Source organism: Paenibacillus sp. 1_12 (genome assembly GCF_900114475.1).
In the GTDB taxonomy this organism is placed as follows: domain Bacteria; phylum Bacillota; class Bacilli; order Paenibacillales; family NBRC-103111; genus Paenibacillus_S.
Window position 1 is genome coordinate 1 of sequence record NZ_FOTE01000033.1, and the last position, 21,387, is coordinate 21,387.

Annotated in this window: 17 protein-coding genes and 2 pseudogenes; 2 read left to right on the forward strand and 17 right to left on the reverse strand. The window is 44.3% G+C overall.

Annotated features, from left to right (window positions below; genetic code table 11):
- Positions 1-37 precede the first annotated feature (37 nt).
- The 4 genes and pseudogenes from BM210_RS35990 to BM210_RS32045 form a co-directional block, all read right to left on the reverse strand.
- Positions 38-442, reverse strand: a pseudogene (locus BM210_RS35990) (glycoside hydrolase family 95-like protein); the annotation flags it as partial.
- Between the two features lie 543 nt (positions 443-985).
- Positions 986-2,650 (reverse strand): M56 family metallopeptidase, encoded by a 1,665-nt coding sequence (locus BM210_RS32035; RefSeq protein WP_091176750.1) that lies wholly within the window; start codon positions 2,648-2,650, stop codon positions 986-988.
- A 9-nt stretch (positions 2,651-2,659) separates the two neighbouring features.
- Positions 2,660-3,013 (reverse strand): BlaI/MecI/CopY family transcriptional regulator, encoded by a 354-nt coding sequence (locus BM210_RS32040; protein ID WP_256224187.1) that lies wholly within the window; start codon positions 3,011-3,013, stop codon positions 2,660-2,662.
- A 913-nt stretch (positions 3,014-3,926) separates the two neighbouring features.
- Positions 3,927-4,541 (reverse strand): helix-turn-helix domain-containing protein, encoded by a 615-nt coding sequence (locus BM210_RS32045; RefSeq protein WP_091176752.1) that lies wholly within the window; start codon positions 4,539-4,541, stop codon positions 3,927-3,929.
- 187 nt (positions 4,542-4,728) lie between these two features.
- On the opposite strand from BM210_RS32045, the gene BM210_RS35190 reads away from it, so the two are divergent.
- Positions 4,729-4,887 (forward strand): hypothetical protein, encoded by a 159-nt coding sequence (locus BM210_RS35190; RefSeq protein WP_177238131.1) that lies wholly within the window; start codon positions 4,729-4,731, stop codon positions 4,885-4,887.
- Positions 4,884-5,477, forward strand: a complete 594-nt coding sequence (locus BM210_RS32050) for a recombinase family protein (RefSeq protein ID WP_091176753.1) — start codon at positions 4,884-4,886, stop codon at positions 5,475-5,477. Before BM210_RS35190 ends, BM210_RS32050 begins: the two co-directional genes overlap by 4 nt.
- Before the next feature lie 308 nt (positions 5,478-5,785).
- On the opposite strand, the gene BM210_RS32060 is transcribed toward BM210_RS32050, so the two are convergent.
- From BM210_RS32060 to BM210_RS32130, 13 genes and pseudogenes are all read right to left on the reverse strand, one after another.
- The gene (locus BM210_RS32060; protein ID WP_091176755.1) at positions 5,786-7,129 is read right to left on the reverse strand and encodes a sulfatase family protein; all 1,344 of its coding nucleotides are present in this window, start codon (positions 7,127-7,129) and stop codon (positions 5,786-5,788) included.
- 32 nt (positions 7,130-7,161) lie between these two features.
- Entirely contained in the window at positions 7,162-7,989 is an 828-nt protein-coding gene (locus BM210_RS32065; protein ID WP_091176756.1) for a carbohydrate ABC transporter permease, read from the reverse strand.
- A gap of 12 nt (positions 7,990-8,001) precedes the next feature.
- On the reverse strand, positions 8,002-9,303 hold the full coding sequence (locus BM210_RS32070) for a carbohydrate ABC transporter permease (protein WP_091176757.1): 1,302 nt from the start codon (positions 9,301-9,303) through the stop codon (positions 8,002-8,004).
- Positions 9,304-9,405: 102 nt separating this feature from the next.
- Complete coding sequence (locus BM210_RS32075) at positions 9,406-10,719, reverse strand: ABC transporter substrate-binding protein (RefSeq protein WP_091176758.1); 1,314 nt, start codon at positions 10,717-10,719, stop codon at positions 9,406-9,408.
- A 125-nt stretch (positions 10,720-10,844) separates the two neighbouring features.
- A complete protein-coding gene (locus BM210_RS32080; RefSeq protein ID WP_091176759.1) occupies positions 10,845-11,861 on the reverse strand; it encodes a LacI family DNA-binding transcriptional regulator in 1,017 nt (338 codons plus the stop codon).
- 593 nt (positions 11,862-12,454) lie between these two features.
- Positions 12,455-12,598 (reverse strand): annotated as a pseudogene (locus BM210_RS32085) (sigma factor-like helix-turn-helix DNA-binding protein); the annotation flags it as partial.
- A gap of 1,267 nt (positions 12,599-13,865) precedes the next feature.
- Positions 13,866-15,071 (reverse strand): stalk domain-containing protein, encoded by a 1,206-nt coding sequence (locus tag BM210_RS32100; protein WP_091176762.1) that lies wholly within the window; start codon positions 15,069-15,071, stop codon positions 13,866-13,868.
- Positions 15,072-15,306: 235 nt separating this feature from the next.
- A complete protein-coding gene (locus BM210_RS36435) occupies positions 15,307-15,510 on the reverse strand; it encodes a transposase family protein (protein WP_371263575.1) in 204 nt (67 codons plus the stop codon).
- A gap of 65 nt (positions 15,511-15,575) precedes the next feature.
- Complete coding sequence (locus BM210_RS32110) at positions 15,576-16,358, reverse strand: hypothetical protein (RefSeq protein WP_143101137.1); 783 nt, start codon at positions 16,356-16,358, stop codon at positions 15,576-15,578.
- Between the two features lie 227 nt (positions 16,359-16,585).
- Entirely contained in the window at positions 16,586-17,989 is a 1,404-nt protein-coding gene (locus BM210_RS32115; RefSeq protein WP_091176764.1) for an NAD-dependent malic enzyme, read from the reverse strand.
- A 133-nt stretch (positions 17,990-18,122) separates the two neighbouring features.
- Complete coding sequence (locus BM210_RS32120; RefSeq protein WP_177238133.1) at positions 18,123-19,583, reverse strand: serine hydrolase domain-containing protein; 1,461 nt, start codon at positions 19,581-19,583, stop codon at positions 18,123-18,125.
- Between the two features lie 23 nt (positions 19,584-19,606).
- Positions 19,607-20,431 carry a carbohydrate ABC transporter permease gene (locus tag BM210_RS32125; protein WP_091176766.1) on the reverse strand — a complete coding sequence of 275 codons (825 nt, stop codon included), beginning with the start codon at positions 20,429-20,431 and terminating at the stop codon, positions 19,607-19,609.
- Entirely contained in the window at positions 20,428-21,354 is a 927-nt protein-coding gene (locus BM210_RS32130) for a carbohydrate ABC transporter permease (RefSeq protein WP_256224189.1), read from the reverse strand. Before BM210_RS32130 ends, BM210_RS32125 begins: the two co-directional genes overlap by 4 nt.
- Positions 21,355-21,387: the final 33 nt, after the last annotated feature.

A 21,387-nucleotide genomic window follows, 5' to 3' on the forward strand; every position in this document is an offset into this window, starting at 1 on the left:
CGCTTCCTGATTATGGCTATTTTAGACATTCATCCTCTTATTCCTCGGTTAAAGTCGAAACCACCTGCAAGATTTGCGAAGGAACAGTCTCTATAGTAATTAAGGAGCCCTCCCGGATATACGGCAGTTCCTTTCCGCTGCCATCCACGATCCGAACGACTTGTGCCGATCGAATGAGGCAGACGCCACCTTTTAAGGACCGCACAACCGCTTTGCGCAGCAGACCTTGCTCCCAATGAATGTCGACTTCAAATCCACCGCGCGCTTTCAAGCCTGTAACGCTGCCCTCTCCCCATTCCGTTGGAAGGGCAGGCAGGAGTTGGATGCAATCCAAGTGGCTTTGCAGTAGCATCTCGGCAATTCCCGCCGTACCCCCGAAGTTGCCGTCAATCTGGAATGGTGGGTGGTTATCAAACAGGTTGGAAAGCGTTGATTTCCGCAGCAGCTCTTTAATGTTAAAGTAGGCCTTGTCCCTGAAAACTGCACTTCACTTGCTTGGTGGCTCACTCTCGTTGTACTTTATTGAGCAATACTGTCACACCTCACTAATTATTCAGAACCAACAATATTACGCACTCCACATGTGTCGAGTTGACAGGGAGTACAGACATTAAAATCGAACTGGAATGGCATTTGCCCTTGTCATTATTGACGCCCCTATCGGGCGTTTTTTCTTTATTCGGTAAATAGTATTCCCGGTGACGTACAACGTCATATGCGGCGAATGTGGGCTACTGTCAACGAAAGAAGAAGACGGTTCGGCGGGGAACGTCGTCCTTTCGCTTCCGATCGAAAGGCGAAACGTTAAGATAGCCGGGCATGTCACAATATGGAACACGACATTTCGAAAAATTGCGCATAAATTAAGTACGCCGTTTGTGGCGCCGACATACACTCATTCCCCCTGTGTACCCCCTTCGCAATTACGTTTGAATTTCAGTTTCAAAACAAATAGACGCCGATCATTTAGACCGACGCCGATTAGTTATTTCGTCACGATATAGTTAGGTAGATTTTTTTCAAGATACTTAATTCTTTCCGAATAATCTTGTTTTGCATGAGTTTCCGACAGTATATTGTTCGACACTAACAAGTCATAAAATGATTTCAGCATTTGGGCTGATATAGCGGAAGTAATCATCATTCTTTGACCATCGATCAGAACAGAAGATATTTTTTCAGGCTGTACAAGTTCAATTTGTACGCCGTTCCTGTCGATTATGAAATACATCTCCTTCACATTTTCAAACACTAAATGTTTTACTTCTGCCCCGTTTGCCAAGCGAGTCTGAGCTTCTTTCATTGAATAGCCTGGATTCGGGTCATTTATCAGCAGCCATTTTGCAAATTCTTTTGCATCAACTTCATCTGTATCATATTTTTTCCAAACCGCTCCATCATCTTTGCTTATCTGTACTGTGTTATCCATCATGACACGAAGATATATTTCGTTGTCCATATAAACTGCACGATACTTTGAAGACATAAGGTTGTCTATCAACTTCGGTACATCATATTTCTTGTTGAATGATAAATCGTGCGGCATTAAATCTGTAATGGTGGCACCTTGAGATAATGCGGGTACTATTTCGGTTGTGATGACACCTTGATATAGCGAGGGCTCACTATAGGCTATAGGTTCGTCGAAACCCGTAGAAGCATCCGTTTTGTCCAATGCAGAAGTCGCAAAGATGATAACGACACCTGCTACAAGCCCAATAGCAAGAAGCACCGTGGTGATCGTGATTTTCTTAGTTTTCATGATCGATATAATCCTTTCCTCGATTGAGTTTTTGGAAAAGCTACTAATCATCGGCGACAAACCGATTTTCTTTTCTTCCAAACGTACAAGTGCCCTAGCATAAGTAGGTTTCGTGTTTTCCCCCAATTTTAGTATGACTGTTTCATCACAGAATAGCTCGATATCACGGTTAGCAAGAATATACATGACCCATACAAAAGGGTTGAACCAATGAACGCATACGCTAGTGGCAAGAATCCATTTTTTTAGTGTGTCGAATCGCTTGATGTGCGTAAATTCGTGGGTCAGGATAAGCGCAAGTAGTTTATTATCGTCATAATCTAAATTTTTCGGCAAGAGTACAACAGGCTGAAAAATACCGTATGTAAGCGGAGTTGAAATATGATCTAGTTGCCTGATTTGAACATCTCTCCATAACAAATTTGAATGCTGCCATTTTCTTATAAAATCATTTCTAATAGGAACAGCCATTTTGTAGATTTTGCGATACCTTAAATGCGGAATGATAAAAAATAAAGCACATAACGTAAAACCAACTAACCATACCCATACAATAGACGATATTTGTGAAGCCGTCTCCAAAGGCATAATCGGCGCGGTCACATGTTCTGTAATTGGTGGCATGATTACCGTAGTTCCATTAATAAATGTTGAACTTTCTGACGTAGGAATCAATTTTGGCACTGTTAACATTCTGCTTAGATGTTCCACTGCCGTAAAAATGCTAAATTGCGATTGAACTGAAACAGGTACAAGCAATTGAACTAATGCCACACCCCAAAGAAACATAAAGGTTATTTTGGGCAGCTTGTGAATAAGCAAAGAACGTAAGAAAATAACGGCAAGAATAAAGACAGAAGCCGAAATACTTGTTTGAAGTAACGACATTCCCTCACCTCATTCCATGCTATCGATAAGACTTTTCAAGCGGCTAATTTCTTCTGTCGACAGTCGTTTCTGTCCCAACAATGAAGCAATCAGTCTGTCGGGGGCGCCATCATACATTTTATTTATCAGTTCCGTTGTTTCGTGTTCTTGCGCCTGCTCTCGTGTAACAACCGCATGGCAAACGAAATTAGGTTCCCGTCGTTCAATCGCCCCTTTATCAAGGCATCTCTTGATGATGGTATACGTTGTTGTTTTACTCCAACCTACTTTTTCTTTTGTAATTTCTGCAATTCTCTTTGCGGGGGTATCGCCATCTCTCCACAGGATTTCCATAATATTAAGTTCGCTATCGAATAGCTTCATAACCAAATGAATACACCTCATTTATTATTATCATTCTACTACTGTAGAATCACACATCTATATTCTACTGCAGTAGAATAATTTTGTCTATATAGTCCTGTGTTTTTCTTACACCAATTCTCTCTTGCCCATGTAGCCCTTCTTGATTGTCTTTGAATTTTAATATCCAAAACAAAAAAGACGCCGATTATTCGACGTCAATCCATCGTTTCATATCGTCCAAAGACGCCCATTCTTCGGTTCCATCGTCCACCCATACGATGATAAGGACTTCGCGTATCTTGGCGTCGATCTCGATGACGTGGAAGGCGTTAGGGGCGCCGTTCAGTATCGCCGGGTATCCCCTTCAATGAAGATTGTCGCCGTATTAATCATTTATGGCGTCCCCCTTGCGGCGGTTGATCTCGCGGTACAACGACCCCTTCGTAACGCCCGTTAAATCATCGTTTTCGTACCGGGGATATAGAGGGGGACTTTGAAACTTGAAGATCAAACCGGGGAAGCGAGTCAATGTCCGATTGAACATATTTTTCATGAAATGCGACACGCCAAAAACTCAATAACGGCAAGGGGGTGAAGCGTTTTTTTACACAAAATGATATTTTCAATACCCGACATTTTCGCCACTCATCACGGGTAATATCAATGTTTGACGCAACCTTTTAGACGAATGGAACGACGCCTTCCTACGCTTCTGGCGCGTTAACCTCGGGCTTGTTAGAACGGGCGTATTGCGGGCACTCTGGCGGCTTCTGAATCGAGCGGCGCGGTGGCGGGCGGAACACGGTCTTGACCTTTGGTCTATCTTTTTCTTTGAAGGTCTAACGTTATTCCAGTATTGTGAATATTGTATGAATTGAAGAAAGGGCAAGCGCTTGCGCTCGGCTTTAATAAGACAACGTTCTTTGTTGGATTATTGGAGACGATCTTCTTTGTCAAAAAGATTTTTCCATTCCTCTTCGAGACTTTTGGCGTCTGGTTCTTCTTTTTTTGGTTCTTCTTTAAGTTCTGGTTCTTCTTTATGTCCGCTGTCGTTGCGTAGGGTAACGTCCGTTATCGTTGCATTGCTTGTCAACGAATCTTGACAACGTATCGGGCGGGAATGTCGGCGATCTTTGACATTGCTACTGGATTTGATGCTACTGGATTTGATGCTACTGGATTTGACATTAGTCCCCGGCGCATCGTCCGACATATCCAATTCGCGCCCCATAAATACACCGCAAGCCTTGTTAATACGATAGACTGACCGCTTACTTAGTCCGTGTCCTTTCCAACTACGTTCCAGAAGCGGCGAACCGTCTTCCATCGTAATTTTTAACAACCTTCCTATACGTGCATTTGCGGCTTGTCGCGTCACTCCCATTAAATCAGCAAGCGTTTCTTGCGTTGGATAGCAAACGCCGTCTTCATCCATGAACGACGCGATCGCGCAAAGGGTCGCCCATCCGTCCGCGCCTACTTTCGAAATAAGACGCCCCTCCCGAATAGCCAATACGTCAATCTTGAAAAAAATTCTAACGCTCATTTACATCGTCCCCCCGGTAATAGTTTTCGTTAATCAATCACGTAACCTTATGTCGTAGGGGATAGCATGTTTGTGACGGCGTTTCTGGTAGGAATGTCGGCGATTCTTTACATAGGGCGGCGTGTCACAAATCGAATGATCGCCGCGACATAAGGACGCAACCAAACATGACAAGGGGTTGCGTACTATGATAATCATCGAAAGAACGTTTATCGGAACCGATAGACTTGAAGATGTATTAACAGCTTTACTTCGGAATCGAATTGACAGTATTCTTTCAACTAAGTACGATGAAGAAAGGGCAAATGCCATTCCTTCCAAATCGGAAGGAGCGGTAAAACAATGAAATGCGTCATATACGCACGAGTAAGCACCAAGAGAGAAGGACAGAAAAACAGCTTACAAAACCAAATAGCCTTAGCGGAAAATATCGCCAAGGAATACGGTTTTACGGTTGTTGAACGGTACATTGACAACGGAATAAGCGGTTCCAGCTTTAAGAATCGTTCAGAAATACAACGCCTGTTAGCGGATGCAAAGCGCAAAAAGTTTGACGTTGTAAATGCAAAGTCGGTTTCGCGTCTTGGACGGAATACGCTAAACAGTATGCAACTTGCCGACCAACTGGAACGTATCCCGGTACGCCTTATCCTGCCCGAAGACAGTTACGACACCGACACAAGCAAGAGTAGGTTAATGTTCAACTTGAAAGCTATTCTTGCAGAAGACGAGAACGCCAAATTGTCGGAACGTATCAAGCTTGGTTTACAGGCAAGCGCAAGGGAAGGCAATCGTAGGGTATCCGTTCCGCCTTTCGGGTATACGGTTAATCCAACGACGAAGAAATACGAAGTCGATGAAGTCGCTGCGCCTGTGGTACGCGAGATTTTCCGACTTTACCAACATAAAAGAAGTAGGACGTTTCATTACGCTTGACTTCGACGACGAGCAAGTAATGAAACAAGTCCTGCAACGGTTAATCCACAAAATCGAAGTGCTTGAAGGCGAAAGGATTAAGATTCACTATAACCTTTCCAATCCTTACGCCACCAACTAAGGTACAGTCTATCGGGCTGTATCTTTTCTTTCAAGTCTTACTGTAACCTCCACGTGTGTCGTATGCGGGAACGCTAGCTTGTCCACCAAATCAATAAGTTACATCGGTTCGTGTTCATCGTGTTGACGATATGAACACGAACCGATGTAAGTTCCAAAGTTGAGCTCATTATGGCCTTGCTTTCCGTCTACGGCTGCTTTTTAGACCCATAAGCCGAGCCATTATCAAATTGCTCCTGCCATTCCGGCGCTGCAAGGCCGGTTACCTTTCCGTTTAAGAGGGGATCATTCGTAGTCTTCATCCACACATCCACCTTATCTCGAAGCTCTTCCAAAACCTGTTGATATTCTATATCATGAACAAGATTATTAGATTCAAGAGGATCATCCTGAAGATTATAAAGCTCCTCCGGCACATTAGGAATATAATATTCATCCCGTACAATCTGCCCCGAAAGGCTTCGGTGAATGTCCAAAGGGAGGTAAATGGAAGGACCCTCTTCAAAGTTACGAATATATTTATGCTTTTCCGTTCTTACGCCTCTCATCGGATGGTATTGATCATGCCAGGTCAATTCTGAGAAGAAATGGTCTCTTGTCTTCACTTTTGACTCCTGATTAAACAAGCCGAGAAAGCTGCTTCCATCAAGCCCTTGAGGAATTTTCGCTCCTACAAATTCAAGCAACGTCGGCATCAAATCTATATTGCAAAGCAGCTCGTTCATCACAAGTCCACCGGCAATCTGTCCGGGATAATACATAATCAATGCCGTTTCCAAGCCTGCATCCATCAGCGTCCCCTTTGCTCTTGGGAAGGCTATGCCATGGTCGGTCGTATAAATCACAAGCGTGTTGTCACTTAATCCGCTTTCCTCCAATCCATGGAGAATGCGGCCGATGCTTTGATCCAGCACTTTGGCGGATCCGTGCAGAAGCGCAAAGTCTTCCCGAACTTGAGGTGTGTCTGGCAGGTATGATGGCGGCATAACCGTATCCACAGGGTCTGCGATCCATTCATATTCATCAAAGTCACGGTGCGTTTCAAAGAAACCCACTGACGCGAAAAAAGGCTTTTCATCCTTGGCTTCAGCCTTTTTGTGTAAATAATCCAAGACCTTATCGGCGACTTGGGGTCCCCTGTCTCCGGAAACCGGAAGTACCTGGTCGTAACCAAGCTTGGAGGTAGAGGAGGTCAATCGACTGTTCGGCTCGTCTATCGTTTCATGGCTGAAGCCAATCAGCGCTGTTTCGTAACCTAGTTTGCCAAGCTCCTTAGGCAAGGTCGCTACGCCCGCATTCATCGAGAAGCCCAAATGAGCCAAACCTATCATTCCGTGGTTGTGCGGGTATAACCCGGTCAAAATACTTCCACGGCTCGGACTACATTGAGGAGCGGGACAAAAATAACGATCGAAGCGTACTCCCTTTTCCGCCAAAGCATCAATGGATGGGGTTTCTACCGTTCGGCCGTAACAGCCCAAATACCGTCCTGTATCGTGCGAAATCATGAATAAGATGTTGGGTTTTTTCATTATTTTCTCTCCTCATGGCTGTTGCCGGCTCTTTATTCTTTCACTGCACCGGAGGTTAAGCCTGAAATAATATGCCTTTGGAATATAAGTACCAGGATAACGATCGGAATCGTTACAGTTATGGCGGCTGCCGAAATCTCGCCCCACGGAAAAGTGAATTCTCCTTGGAACATGGCAATTCCTACAGGTACAGTCATCATGTTTTGCTTGGAATTTATGGTTAAAGCGAAGAAAAATTCATGCCAGGCGTCAACAAACACAATAATCGCAGTCGTGTACAGTCCAGGTGCTGCCAAAGGAAGCAGAATCCTCCAAAAGGTCTGCATAATCGATGCCCCATCGACTTTAGCCGCTTCTTCAAGCTCGTATGGTATTTTTTGAAAAAAAGTTGTCATATACCAAATTGATAACGGCAGCGCGAACGTCGTGTAAGGAATTATGAGTCCCAGATAAGTATTCCGCAGACCCGTGGCTTGCATAAACAAAAAAATCGGAGAAATCGTGGCAATTTGCGGAAACATCGAAACAGCAAGCAGTACGCCCAAAAAGACGGATTTCCCCCAAAATTGAAGCCGGGCAATCGCATAAGCCGCAAAAGAAGCGACGATCAGACTATAAACCATCGTCAGGCCTGCTATCGAAAAGCTGTTGAGCAAATAACGGCCAAACGGATGATTAACGAATACGCGTACGTAATTATCCAGTGTATACCCGGGTACGAATATATCAAAAGCATACGTCCCATACAGATACGCAGTTTGCTTAATGGAGGCCAGGAATATCCACATGAAAGGAAACATGGCCACCGCCACAAAAATCGTGATACCTGTATAGAAAAGGAAACCCGCTTTTTTAACCATTTCGTATACCCCCTAACTCCCGCGTTTGCTGACTGCATCGGCGCCTAATATTTTTACATAGATCATACAAATGATGGCGATACATAGAAACACGATAACAGACAATGCAGATCCTGCACCAAAGTTCAGCTCGGAAAACATCGTTTTGTAAGCATAAATGGATATCGATTCCGTCGAATTGGCTGGCCCGCCACCCGTAAGCACATAAATCAGGTCAAATACACGGAAGGCATCCAGTGTACGGAACATCACCGCAACGAGGATCGTGGTTTTTAAAGAGGGCAGCGTTATATGAATGAACTGTTTCCACCGTGTCGCACCGTCAACTTGGGCAGCTTCATATAATGAACCAGATATGGTCTGAAGTCCTGCCAACAGCAGCAAAGCAACAAAGGGGGAGGTCTTCCAAGTATCTGCTAGAACAATAGAGAACATCGCTCCAGTCTTGGTAGACAGCAATGCGCTCATTTCCGGAATAAAACCGGCTTCAGCAAACAGCTTTGCCACAATACCATTCTGGCCGTCATAAAGAAAGTGCCAGATCATAGCTGAAATGGCAGTCGGTGTTGCCCAAGGAATCAAAACCGCCGCCCGCACAAGTCCACGTCCCCGAAAGGAGCGGTTGATCAGGAGTGCTATAAGCAGGCCGAAAAGCATTTCCATCGAAACGGCATATACCGTGAACAATGAGGTGTTGCCGATAGATTGCCATAAACGGGTATCCGTCATAAATTTCTTATAATGGCCTAGTCCGACAAAGTTCGGTTCGATAAAGGTTCCTTGGAGTGCGCTGGTTAATCCAATCGCATCGTCAGGACGTTTCATAATACCCTTCTCTTTCAACTGCACCAAGCTGCTTCGAATTTCATTAAGCTCAGACTTCATCCGGCCTGCCTTGTCATTATCCAGTTTCATATATTTGAGCTGCTCAGGTACTGGTTTAAAATCATATAATAGCCTGTCGATCAGCTCATACCTATCTTTTACCGCCGGATCTGTCTCCAGATCCTTTTGAATTTGCTCCGTCTTCAATCTTAACGGCTCCAATTGGGCACCCGTTGGACCACCTGTGCCAGCTTCGGTCTCCAGTGCTTTTAACAATATTGGTAATGTTTCCGTGTATTTCTCCATATCCAACGCGTGCATGGTATGAATCTCGCTCTTTGTCGGATCGTTTAGACGAATATCATATAAACTGATCCAGAAGGAGCGCATGACCGGCCAAATGGCAATAGCACATATTAACAGCATAGCAGGCAAAATCAAAATATAGGCCGTCCTGCTTTCTTTTGTTAAACCCATTCGTTTAAACATTTCGGGGTCACCTACCTCTTGGCGCATCATAACAGGAAAAGAATGAAGAGTCATCCTGCTCTATGACCCTTCATTCTATATTTGTTATTTTGCCTTTTAATCTTACTTCGCAGCAACTGCCTGCTTAATTTGTGTATCTAGGTTAATTAGAGTCTGTTCCGGCGTTTGCTCTCCTGCGATCGCTTTGGATACTTCCACTTGGATAATACCAGAGATTTTCGCATATTGCGGTGTTATCGTCCTTGGAATAGCGCTGCTCAGACCGTTAACAAAGTCACGATTAGCAAACAATGGGCTTGCCTTCTGTACGTCGGCATCGTCAAACAGTGGAAGATAAGTAGGAGTTTGGGTGCTGTTAATAGCTATAATCTTCTCACCCTCGGCGCTGACCATGAATTTCAGAAACTCCCAAGACTCCTTCGGATGCTTGGAGTACTTGTTAATCGCCGCAAGCCAACCTCCGAGTGCTGCTGCCGAACGCGCGTCTCCTGAAGGAAGCGGAGCGATACCTACATTGCCTGCCACCTTAGATACTTTCGGATCATTCGCTTGTGCGTATAGAGCTGGCCAATGACGGGCGAACACGGCACTTCCTTCCATAAATGCGGTCAAGGTCTCTTTTTCCGTAAAGGTGTTAAGGTTAGAAGGTACTGCAGGAGACTTGGCGATTCTCACCAGCTGCTTTAACCCTTTAAGGGATTCGGGGCTGTTCACGGTAACGTTGCCCTTATCATCGATGATTTTACCACCGTAAGCACTAACCAACTCCGTAAAACTGACCGATAATCCTTCATACTGCTTCGCTTGTGTAACAAAACCGTACTGCGTACCGCCTTGGCCCTTCAATTGCTCTGCTTGTGTGATCAATTCATCCCAGGTTTTCGGAACTTCTTTCACCAAATCCTTCCGGTAGTATAGCAGTCCTGAGTTATTATAACGAGGAAGCGCCCACTGTTGGCCATTGAAATAACCGGATTCGACTCCTGCCTTGAGGTATTTGCTAAGATCCACATTATCATCTTTAATTAAGCGATCAAGCGGTAGGACAAATCCGGCTTGAGCGAACTCCGCAGGCCATACCACGTCCAGATTTACAACGTCCACCTCAGCCGATTTACCTCCAAAAATCGTTACGAGCTGGTCATGCGTTTGGGAGGAGTCGTTCGGGAAGTCGCGTAATTCCACTTCAATGTTTGGAAACTTGGTTTGGAAAGCAGCAACAAGTTTTTTCGTTCCTTCGGTTTGATCCGCACCTTGTCCGAATACAATTTTCACCTTTTCAGCAGCTGGTTTGGTTTCTTTGGGCTGGTTGCTGTCTTGAGGAACAGCCTGTTTGGTGGGAGCCTCTCCACCGCAGGCGGCAAGCCCCGCAGTCATTGATAAAATCAGTGTTGTGTTCAATAATTTTTTCATCATTTGTTTTTCAGACCTCCAGATTGGTTTTGTTTAGTATTTAAAAAGAGAGAATGGAACTCTGAAAAGCTTTTCAGATCTGGGAAGGTTCTTGATCAGAACCCCGCTCCAACTTCCGCTCTCCACTGTTAAAAACGGTTTATTTCTTTAACCGAATCCCGCTCCTGGATCCAGTGGTTCATATAGAACCTCTTTTCATCCAACACAACGCCATTTATTAAGCGATCCAGCATTCTAATCGCCTGCGAACCCATCTCATATAGAGGCTGGGCGACCGTCGTCAGCTTCGGGTAGCACATTCCTGCCATACGTGTGTTGTCAAAGCCGATTACTGATACTTCATCTGGTATCTTTACATTGTGCTCGTGCAGATAGGAAATCGCCGCAAGTGCTCTTTCGTCACTTGTTGCAAATACGGCAGTCATTTCTGGGAACTTCGTATGTAATGCTTTCATTGCTTTGTAACTGTCTTTAAAAAGGTAGTTGCCATATTCGATGCGGCTTTCCGGAACAAATTCGATGCCATGCGTACGCAAAGCACGCAGAAAACCTTGAATTCTCGGTAAACCGGATATCGGATCCAGCATCGAACCGCTGATCATCCCAATCATGGTATGACCTTTCTTGATCAAATATTCTGTCGCATCGTAAGCAGCTTGCTCATCATCAACCTTGACCGATGGAAAATCATATTCCAAACTGTGGGTGGCCGCGAGAACAATCGGGATGTTTAAACGTTTGAACACTTCGTAGCTATCTGGAAATATGGGTTCACTCGTGAATACAATGCCGTCAATCTGCTTTTCACTGAGCACTTTCAGGCTGGATAGCCTACGCTGCTGATTATTATCCGTATTGCAAATGATCAGGTTATTACCGCATTCATGGGCAGCGTCTTCCATACCCTTTATCACTTCCGCGTAAAATAAATTGGAAATATCGGGAATGAGAACACCTAATGTCTTAGTTCGTTTGTGAATCAGGCCTTGGGCTAATGCATTAGGAGAATAATTGAGCTCCAGGACCGCCTGTAATACCTTATCACGCTTGTCTTTAACAACTAGATCTGGATTATTCAGCACTCGTGAAACGGTACTGATTGAGACATTAGCCATCCGGGCTACATCTTTAATGGTTGACTTCATTTTAGTTTCACCTTATGTTTGTCATGAAAAGCTTTTCACAACCATTATAACAAAGGTTTTTTAGTTCAACCACTATTAATACTGAAGGATGTTCAACAGTTATACCAAGTATTATACTCTGAATTATGAGTTTTTCAATAGGTAAATGATTTTTTCTCAGATAGTTCTTTTGATACGTACGGCTGAGCTCCTTTTTATACTTGATTGGAGAATTAAATCGGTCGTGAGATGTTGCTTCTTAACAGACTATTTAGCTGACACACCTTAATGGAAGACCTGGTGAAGGCTCGTTTGTTCACAAACACCGCTTCAGGAACCGGATCAAGAAGTTATGTAGCACGATTGGAGTCGCTTGAAGCGGTTATTACAAGGGCAAAGCTCACTGGTTTAACAAACCAAATTCCGCACCTATAAAAAAACCTATGCCGCCATCCATGGATATATGAGCTCGGTTACAACTGAATTCGAATCCATTTTACATAAGGTTACAAGTCCCCTTATGCGTTTGAAAAAAAGGTAATACGAGCAAATTGACTTAAGCTCATTAGAGCCTGCCGTAAAGGCAGACCCATTAAACCTTATTATCCTACTCCCTACCGTTTCACTTTATAAAACTCATGATACAGCTTCATCAAAGCCCGTTTCTCAATTCTTGATACATACGAACGCGAAATCCCGAGCGACTTAGCAATCTCCTGCTGTGTACGCTCCTCCAAAATATCCAAATTTCGATAAATGTGTGGTTGACTGCCAACACGTATCGCCCCACCGCGCGATGCAGAGGAAGCCGTTGCCTATTTTAATTCTTCTCTCAGAGGTAAGGACAACCTTGCGTATCGACGGTTCCAGGAAACTTTATAGTTAGTAGTATCGACATCAAAACGGAGTGGCAAATACGTAAAATTTCTGTATTGGCTAGAATCTCTAGATCGTAAGTACTGCTTTACCCACAAATTGGCGATCTTTCAATTGATGTGCGACTGCGTCAATTTCCTCCCATGACTTCTGCACTTGGATTATGGTTTGAAATTTCCCTTTAGTAACCAACCGTGCAAGCATGGCAAGATCTGGCGCGGGCTCGTGGCGGTTGAATTCTTCACCTAGAAAAAAGCTATATAGTGTTCTTTCGCCCAAGCCGAGAATATTCAAAGTTGTGTTTTCCGATGAGGAATGACTCAGTGAAACGCAGATGCCTTGGGGGAATTAACTGAGGGAAGAGAGCGGCGAGCGTATCCCCTCCTACAGAATCAATGATAAAATCGCAGAACGGTTGGATTTGGATTGGGATACACAAGCTGAGGACGCATTCGAAATCTACAGCAAATTATCCGAAATCCGCCAGACGAAGTTTAACGAGTTGGTCAAGCGAGCGGTTTCCGAATGCCAAGCCGATTTCGACTCATTTCCGGAAAGCTATCAAACAGAAGATGATATGGAGATATGGAGACATGGGGTGAGATAATTGGTAAGATATGCGAGAAATTAGAAACAATCTTTGAGGAGCTCCTCGAATAATCGATTGGTTCAGCCATCCCCGCCGGCGGCCCGACGACGGTCGGAGCGATCGACCGCGACTAAGGACGCGGCTCCCCATTCAGTGGAACAGGTTGCCGATTTGGGCTTTACAAGGTTCTTCTTAATGATGAGCCAAATCTTATATTTTGGGAAATTTGAAGAAAGAAGTTGTCCGCAGCCTAAACAGGCTTCGAATAACTTCTTTCGTTCCTTCTCTGAAGGTACCATCTACCCGATACTACAGTTAGCAGAAAATCCTCAACATCCTGACCGAATTGATTACGTTGGGAATGAGATCAATTTCTTGTCAGTATCGGCAATGGGATCAAGTTCTTGTCATTGGCTTGTGACAAGAACTTGATCCCATAAAATACAAAAGCCACGATTTACAAGGCAGATTCGTCGTCAATTCTGAGTTGAATATTCACTGTAAATGGAGGAGTGGTGGGAATCCCGACCGCCCCTATGCAAGATATGCTCTCCGGCCGTCTAATCGCCGCTGGAGAAAAATTGTGTGTAATAGTACCTGTACTTTGACTTCGGGTTATACCCTGTTCCCACACCAAACCGCGTATGATTCTCAGAGAGCATGTTATTTCGATGTCCCTCGGAGTTCAGCCATCCGTTAAAAGATTCGATTCCGGAGATGCGGCCGGCCGATATATTCTCCCCGCTGCCGAAGTACGGCCCCTTGTTGTCCTTGTACCGGTCCCATGGGGACCGACCGTCCAACCCGGTATGTTCGAAGTAATTTTGATCAGCCATATCCTGGCTGTGGCCTCTGGCTGTGATAGCCGCGGTTTCGTCATAGCCGAGCGGACGGAGGCCATAGTTGAACCGGAATGCATTGGTCGCATCCCAATTCTCCAGTTCATTAGCCCGGTGTACCTCCGGCTTGTCTACAAATTTATTGGAATCGAGTCTCCCGACGGTAACCAGAATGGCATGGACCTTGTTCTGCTCATATTTATCTGTAAACAGGGTCCCACCGCCCTTCACCGTTGTCACATGCAAATCGCCGTAGGCTAGCTCATCGTTGTAGCGAAATAGCTTGCTGTTTGTATAGAACCCACGAATCGTCCCTGAATCATCAATGCCGACCATAAGAAACGATGCATAATCCTTATTGTACACATGCCATTGAAACGGATAAATGCTTTCATCGATCCGGTCGGCCGGACCTAGACGGTTCCTCACCTCCTGCAAAGACTCCCCCAGAGTAACCGTCTTGCTTCCGACGGTCAGCTTCTTCGGGCTTGTAATGGTGACAAGGCCTCCATTACTCCTCTCCTCCCAATCGACTAAGGCGCCGAATCCTTCGGCAATGTAGCGCAGAGGCACGAAGGTCGTTCCATTCAGCAGAACCGGAGGGGAAGCCAGTGTTATGGTTTTACTGGTCCCTGTGCTGTCCACGCGTTTAACGGCTTCCGTACGGTCCAGCGTAAGCGCGTTGGTCACATCTCCCTTGATCAGGGTAATGCTCCTCGTAGTTTCATTCCATTGGACCTGAGCCCCTAGATTCTCGGAGATCGTCCGCAGCGGCACGAAGACCATCGCCTCCCGAATAACTGGCTTTTCATCGAAGCTAATGGCTTCTCCGTCCAGATTCACAGTAATTGTCGAAGCAGCGACCGTAGCAGTTGGTGCCATCAGCAGACACAGCAGGGCTACGACCCAAAGTATTTTTCCTCTCAATGTAAGTCCTCCTAATTATATGGTAACTAGATTACCAGAAGATATCTCTCATTTTATACAGGACATTGACGTTTTTGCAATTCACAATACCTCTTAGTTTTTTTCAGACAGGAGGGATCTTGAACACCAGGAGGTTTTCTTCCTGCTCGAAGTTATCGATCCGCTGATGATATTTAGGTCTACGCTCTTTTGCAAGCCCCTCTGTAAAGAGTATTTTGGCTCGTAGAGACTCAAATTAATATCCTCGCCCCAATCGATTAACACAGCATTTATACCGCTGACGCCTTATAAGAAGCCCTACACGCTTTCCGTGGATCGGTAAGTCCATACAAATATGTTCTCTGTTACTGTGTTTGTATAGATTTGCTACGCAACCACAAATGAGGACATGACGAAGGTGGAGAGTTCGTCTCCACCTTAATTTGAAAGTCATGTTCATTTTACGCAACACTCAAAATAGTGAAGTGTACCAATTAAGTAAGTCCATTAGCTAACAGTTCCGAATTACTTGCTGATTTGCATTTGGTACAATTCAAATATTGGAAGTGTTTGGATACACTCCTTTTGTTCAAGTTCTAATGATCGGTATGATATCCCGGCCTCAACATGATTATCGAGCAATACATTGATGCAGGATAGGAGCTCGAAATCATCAGCTAATATTGCTTCTTTCTTGTGAAGATAGAGGCGATCAATGTCCACATCACCAAATTGTAAACCTTTGCGCTTTCGAATCTGTAATCTGTTGATCAACACAAAGGGTTCAAATGAATCTGATGCATCAGGTTTCAGTTGGTATTTATCATAAATATACAAGGCTATATCAAGCAGCCGCGATTCTCCGGACTGATCATAGGCGGTTTTACACATCAAACAAAACAAAGTGGTACGGTAAATTGCTTCTTCGTGGAGGTAGAGATCAAATTGATCAAATGATTCACAAATTTTCAGAGGGTCAAGGTTAATCCCATGGGCTAAAGACTCAGTGACCAGCATGGCGTAGATACTATGTGGAAAGGGTTCATCAGTGTACTGGAAGTGGCATAATATTTTTAACATGTCTTCGGAGAATGCATTTGTAAGCTTCTTCTTTCCTGAAGGGTTATAAAATAACACCACGATCTGGTTTCCAATAGGAAAATTGACTAGAGATCCCGTTTCGGAATTATCCAGCATTTGTATTCCTCGGATATCGTTATGGAGAATAGCCCTGATTAGAAAATCGAATGCTGGATATAGACCCATTTGCTCTGACTGTGAGAATTCGGTATTCTCTTTAATACCCAAGTACTGAAATACCTGACTCAAGTCCATGAGAGACCTTTTAACTCTAAGAATCTCCCGCAGTTTGTCCTGTACACGCTAAGTATCTCCATTCAGATTTAATTTCCCTCCTTCAAATTCCAGAGTATGTCTTTTACATTATGCTGCCCTCTCGTATAGCACAACAGGGGGGCTGACGTTCCATTTCAGTCTGCAGCCTCCACTGTTGTTATTGTTTTTTCTTGAGAAATTTATCTAAAATCGGGTGGGATCCTACGGGATGTACCCGTGAAAATTGCCGTCTGTACGATTGCATTTCTTACTTTGGTGACCACCTGCTCATTAAAGATACTCGGAATAATATATTGCTCACTGAGCTCATCTTCAGATACAACAGATGCGATAGCTTGCGCTGCGGCTAACTTCATGGGTTCATTGATGCGTCGCGCACGGCAATCAAGTACGCCTCGGAACAGGCCAGGAAAAACAAGCACGTTGTTGATTTGGTTGGGATAATCGCTTCTTCCTGTAGCGAAAATTTTAACATGGGGTAATGCTTCCTCCGGGGAAATTTCCGGGTTAGGATTCGCCATAGCGAATACGATACTGTTAGGTGCCATTCTCTTAACGTCTTCAGCGTGAAGTAAACCTCCTCGAGAAACGCCGATAAATACATCGGCTCCTTGAATGACTTCATATAAATTGCCAGCAACAGACTCAACCTGTGGCTGCTGAGCAAGCCAGTTCCACATCGGATTCTCGTACGTGTTATTCCCTACAATAGCACCATCCCGGTCGACCGGAACAAGATTCTTAACTCCAGCAGCCAGCAGCATCTTACAGATGGATACACCCGCTGCTCCTATTCCATTCACAACGACACGAACTTGATCCATTCTTTTGCCTACTACCTTTAATGCATTAAGGAGACCTGCAATAACGACTATGGCTGTACCGTGCTGATCGTCATGAAACACAGGTATATCCAACTCTTCAGCCAGCCGGGTTTCGATTTCGAAGCATCTTGGAGCGCTGATATCTTCCAAATTAATACCGCCGAAAATCGGGCTAATCGCCTTTATTGTCCGTATGATTTCCTCCGTATCTTGGGTGTCCAAACATATAGGAAATGCATCTACCCCCGCAAGCTGCTTAAACAGCATTGCTTTACCTTCCATTACAGGCGCCGCCGCAGCTGCCCCGATGTCGCCTAGGCCGAGTACCGCTGTACCGTCGGTCACGACAGCGACTGTATTTTTTTTGATAGTGAGTGAATACGCTTTTTGCGGATTTTCGTGAATAGACATACATACACACGCAACCCCTGGTGTGTACACTCGGGAAAGATCGTCTCGGTTTTTGATGGGCATGTTCGGCTGTATGGAAATTTTACCACCCAGATGAGCGAGAAATGTACGATCCGAGACATTAACCAAATGGATTCCTACCATTTCCTTGACAGTATCAACCACTCGCGATTCTACGGTATCCGCTATATGAACGGTAATGTCACGAATGGACGTTTCCTGTCCGGGACGAATCACGTCAATAGAGGTGATATCCCCACCAGCCTTGTTGATAGCAGAAGCAACATCACCAAAATTCAACATGAAATGATTGATTTCAATACGAAGAATTAAGCTATTATATGACATATAAATACGATCCCCCACTCTTCTTTTTTCTGGATAATCACCAGTCTCTTCTTATAACGTCTTCCCAACGAGGAGACGTCTTTGCGTAACAATACAGCACCCTTTAACAGGGTGCCGTATGTAACCTTCTATATCAAGTCCATTTTCCGAGAAGAGCAGAACGCTTCCTCTCCTCACTATTTACATTGACCGCACGCTCCAATCGAACCCGGTCAGCCTCAAAACGGCAAATGACTGTATCGGTAAAAGGCGTTTCTACAAAGCACCAAGTCATGACATAAGTACTTGCATCATGCCAAGTACCACTTGCTGCAACTCGCATGACGGGTGGCTCGTATTGATGATGCAGTGCTTTGCCACTCATGGTGGTATCACTCATGATCCAAGTCCCCATACCACATTGAATCCGATGTTCACCTCGGTGGTCCGATAAAGTAAATAGGCAGCCGTCATCCTCAAACGTAAACGCAACTGCCTTTGCTTGGTCGTCATTTTCCTCCAAAACAAAATGTTTACGTGATACGTGATCACGAATAGGAGAACTTGATTGCAGCGTAGGCGTCAGCATCGTAAGTTGTTGGTATTTTTTCTGTAATAAAGAAGTCATCTCCTGATTTTCTTCTAAGGATTGGTTCCCCATAGCGGGCAGTAAATGCTCCCAGATGAGATTCAGCACACCCTGCATATTACTCAGACCGCCGTGTATGGCGATGACCGCATCCTGATCAGGCATCACTACGCAAAATTGACCAAACGCACCATCGGCCCTATACGTGTTAAAACGTGATCGCCAGAATTGATAACCGTACCCCTGCTGGGAATCGCTTTGATCATCCATACCACTGGAAATTTGACAAGAGGTTGCTTCCACTATCCATGCTTCCGGCAAAATCCGCTTACCATTCCACATCCCTTTCTGTAGGTAAAGCTGTCCGAAGCGGACCAAATCCTCTGTCTTCAAGCTAAGACCCCAGCCTCCGGCGTTGATTCCCGAAGGACAACTATCCCAAGACGCGGCATGTATACCCAAAGGTTCGAACAAACGCGGGCGCAAATAATTCAGTAATGACAGTCCTGATACCTTTTGCATAATAGCGGACAGCATGTATGTAGCGCCGCTATTGTACATAAATCGAGTCCCAGGCTGATGGTCCATCTCTTTATTCAGAAAATATGGAACCCAATCGCCATTGATCTGGCGCCATTCGGAACCCATTGTGGGCATGGCGTGGCCAACACTCATCGTCAGCAAATCCTTGACACGCAACGATGCAAGCCTATCGTCAATCGGCTCCGTTACATGCTCCGCAAAGAATGAAACCACCAGATCCTCTATGTTCAACAGACCTTCCGAAACGGCGTATCCTACAGCTGTGGAGGTAAAGCTTTTCGTTAACGAAAACAACATATGGGGCTGTTCAGGCCCATATGGATCCCACCAGCCTTCTGTGGCTACATAACCATTTCGAAGGAGCATGAAACCATGCAGCTCCAGCTTTTCTTGGTCCAGTGCATCCAAGAATGCGAGGATGGCTTGTGAAGAAATCCCTTGCTTTTCCGGTGTAGATCGGGGCAGAGAATACTCAGATGGCATAGATAGCTCACTCCTCAAGATCATCATTTTAAGGCACCTTCTGTTAACCCTGAAATAAGATGACGTTGCAAAACACCATATAACAACATAATCGGCAGCATGGTCAAAAGAAATCCAGCAAATGCAACGTTATAATTAGCCCCGTAATCAGATTTAAAATTGTAAATAAATAACGGCAATGTCCAATAATTTGGACTTCTATTCAATAGAATAAGCGGCAGCTGGAAATCGTTCCAAATCCACAAGCTGTTTAATGTAACGATTGTGACAATAATCGGAAGCATCATTGGGTAAATGATCCGAGTAAAAGTTTGCCAAATACTACAGCCGTCGATCGTGGAAGCTTCGTCCAATTCTATCGGCACATTTTTCAAAAATCCAACGCTCAGGAAGATGCCCTGTGTAAAGGACAATGCGACATACATGAGTATGAGCCCCAGTTGATTCATGAGATGCAAATTCGACATGTGCTTTAACACCGGCAGCATAATCACTTGAAACGGAACAAAAATACCTGCAAGAATAAAGTAGAAAACAAATTTAAAGTAACCTTGTTTAAAGTTTCTTGATATAGCGAAAGATACCATCGGTACTAATATCATGATGAATACCATAGAAACAAGCGTTATCGTGACGGAATTGCCCAAATTGATCCAAAACTTTCCTTTTACAACCGCAGCGAAATTTCCAAGATAAAAGCCTGCTGGAGGTGCAAAAAAGCTTTGCGCCGATTCGACTTGTGATTTAAAGGACAAATTAATCGTCAAGTAGACAGGGATCATGATAACAAGGACCCCCATTAGCAAAATAACATATTGGATGGCTCTGGAAAGCAGACCTTCCTTCATTGCTGACCTACCTCCTTTTTGTTGAGCCATTTAATCTGTACATAGGAGATAAGTCCGATAAGAGCAAATACAAAAATGGATTCAGCAGTGGCATAACCAAACTTGTATTCCAAAAGCCCATGACGATAAATTAAGAAACCGATCGATTCTGTCGATGTACCAGGTCCTCCGTCCGTCATAGCCACAATAGAGTCGAATATGGTCAGCCCCCCCTTTATCAGCAGCACCAAGTTAACATTTAACATCGGGATCAAAAAAGGCAAAGTGATGGAGAAGAATTTTTGTGTAGTGCTCGCTCCATCAATTGTTGCAGCTTCGTGCAAGTCTTTAGGTACACTTGCTAAGCCTGCCATAAAAATAATCATGGGAATGGATACTCCGTGCCAAACGTTAGCGATGATAATACCGTAGATTGCCGTATCCTTGTTTCCCAGAATATTTCTAGACAAAGCTTCAATTCCTAACGCTTCGCCTATTTGCGGTAAAACGGTAAGGAAAATTTCATTGAAGATCAATCCAATCGTAATTAAACTTAATACCGCAGGGAAGAAATAAATGGACCTGAACAATCCCCGCATCTTTAAGTTACTTGTTAATAGCAGTGCCAAGCCTAAAGCGATTATTGTCTTTAGGATAACGACTATAACTGTGTATTTGAACGTGAAGACCAATGAATGGAGAAACCGAGTATCTTTAAAAATGGCAAAATAATTTTCTAGGCCGATGTACTTGTAGGTCCGAGCCATGCCATCCCAATTCGTAAAACTATAATTAAAGCCCATTAAGGCCGGATAAAAAAAGAATCCAATATAAAGCAGTAATGCCGGAACGGTAAATAAAACATAGACAACCATTTTTTTAGAACCTAGAACAGAGCTCTTTTTATTTACAAGTTGGTTTTCTTTTGAACGGATTATTTCCATTCTGTCATCCTCCAAAATTACTTTGATAGTTAC